Raw genomic sequence first — 2,144 nt, 5'->3', positions numbered from 1 at the left:
TCGCGACGGGCGACGGCATCGCGGCCGCGATCCGAGCGGGCGCCGAGGTCCGCGACCTGGAGTTCGTGCAGTTCCATCCGACGGTCCTGGCCGTCGGCGCGCCGTTCCTCGTGTCGGAGGCGGTCCGTGGCGAGGGCGCGGTGCTGCTCTCTGACGACGGCCGGCGCTTCGCGTTCGATGCGCACCCGGATGGCGAGCTCGCGCCGCGCGATCTCGTCGCGCGCGCCATCGCGGCGCAGCCAGGACGCGTGCGTCTGGATGCGACGGGCGTCTCCGGGCTGCGGGAGCGCTTCCCGTCGATCGACGCCGCGGTCCGCGCACGCGGGCTCGACTGGACTCGCGAGCCGATCCCGGTGACGCCCGCCGCGCACTACCTGATGGGTGGGGTCGCAACGGACCTCGACGGCCGCACGAGCCTCGCGGGCCTGTACGCGATCGGCGAGTGCGCCCGCACGGGCGTGCACGGCGCCAATCGCCTCGCGTCGAACTCGCTGCTCGAGGGTGCGGTGTTCGGAGCGCGCGCGGCGGCCGCCGTGGCGCAGGGAACCGGCGGGGCGGCTTCCACTCCCTCGCTCGTCGAGCGAGCGGGACGCGCCGAGCTGCCGCACGCCGTCGCGCCCTTCACGCGCGGGGCGCTCCAGCGCCTGATGTGGGATCACGCGGGACTCGTCCGCGACGCCGACGGCCTCTCTCGTGCGGCCGACACGATCGCCGCATGGCGGGCGGCCGCATCCGATCCTGTCTCCGTCGCCGACCACGAGGACGCGAACCTGCTGCTGGTCGCGGCGTACGTGGTCGCCGCGGCGCTCGAGCGCCCCGAATCCGTCGGAGCGCACTGGCGCGCGGATGCCGCTCCCATGCTCGCCGACCGAGAGCCGGCGACGGCGGGAGCCGCATGCTGACCGCGCAGATCATCGAGCGCGCGGTCGCCACCGCGCTCGAGGAGGACGCCCCGTGGGGCGATCTGACCAGCACCGCGTTCCTGCCCGCCGGGGCGACCGCCCGTGCCGAGCTCGTCGCGCGCGAGGCCGGTGTGTTCAGCGGCGGCGCGGTCTTCGCCGCGGCCTTCGCGCTCACGGATCCGCAGGTCTCCGTCGAACTGGGCGCCGCCGACGGCGACGCCTTCGCCCCCGGCGCCGTGCTCGCGGTGGTCGAGGGATCCGCGCGCTCCGTGCTCACCGGCGAGCGCGTGGGCCTGAACTTCACGCAGCGGATGTCGGGGGTCGCGACACTCACGGCGCGCTACGTCGAGGAGGTGTCGCAGACCGGCGCGCGGATCGTCGACACGCGCAAGACGACGCCGGGGCTGCGCGCGTTCGAGCGCCACGCGGTGCGCTGCGGCGGCGGCTTCAACCACCGCTTCTCGCTGTCCGACGCCGTGATGGCGAAGGACAACCACCTCGCGGTGCTGGCCGGCGGCGACGCGTCCGAGCTGACGGCGGCGCTGCGTGCGGGCATCGCACGACTGCCGCACACGACGCACGTCGAGGTGGAGGTCGATCGGCTCGCGCAGATCGAGCCCGTGCTGGCGGCGGGGGCGCACACGATCATGCTCGACAACTTCTCCCTCGACGACCTGCGGCGCGGTGTCGAGCTCATCGCCGGCCGCGCGATCGTGGAGGCCTCCGGCGGCGTGTCGCTCGAGACCGTGCGCGCGATCGCCGAGACGGGCGTCGACGTGATCTCGGTCGGCGCGCTCACCCACTCCGCCCGGGCGCTCGACCTGGGCCTCGACGTCCGCGTCGGCTGATCAGAGGGGATGGTCGGCATGCTCTACCTCGACAACGCCGCCACGACGCCCGTGCGACGCGACGTGCTGGAGGCGATGGCGCCGTTCCTGACGGGCGAGTTCGGAAACCCGTCCAGTCACCACACGTACGGCGAACGCGCCGCCCGCGCCCTGGACGACGCGCGCTCGCGCGTCGCCGCGGTGCTGGGGATGCGCCGCGGTGACATCGTGTTCACCTCGGGCGGCACCGAGGCGAACAACCTGGCCGTCAAGGGCATCGCCATCGCGGCGCTTCTCGACCGCGGCGCGCGGCACCTCGTGACATCCCCGATCGAGCACGACTCGATCCTGCGCTCGGCCGACTTCCTCCAGCGCGTGCACGGCTTCGAGGTCACGCGCGTGCCGGTGGACGCAT

3 protein-coding genes are annotated in these 2,144 nt (G+C 74.2%); all 3 read left to right on the top strand.

Annotated features, from left to right (window positions below; all coding sequences use genetic code 11):
- A partial coding sequence (locus RIF89_RS14395; protein ID WP_309069760.1) for an FAD-binding protein occupies nt 1–902 on the top strand: 902 nt, incomplete at its 5' end.
- Nucleotides 896–1,750, top strand: a complete 855-nt coding sequence (gene nadC / locus RIF89_RS14390; protein WP_309069759.1) for a carboxylating nicotinate-nucleotide diphosphorylase — start codon at nt 896–898, stop codon at nt 1,748–1,750. The genes RIF89_RS14395 and nadC, both read left to right, overlap by 7 nt.
- 18 nt (nt 1,751–1,768) lie before the next feature.
- Nucleotides 1,769–2,144 (top strand): aminotransferase class V-fold PLP-dependent enzyme (locus tag RIF89_RS14385; RefSeq protein WP_309069761.1); only part of this gene is annotated, 376 nt, incomplete at its 3' end.

Source organism: Microbacterium sp., assembly GCF_031178525.1.
Classification (GTDB): Bacteria; Actinomycetota; Actinomycetes; order Actinomycetales; family Microbacteriaceae; genus Microbacterium.
Note: the sequence above shows the minus strand (reverse complement) of the source record. Positions and strands in the feature narration are given on the sequence as shown.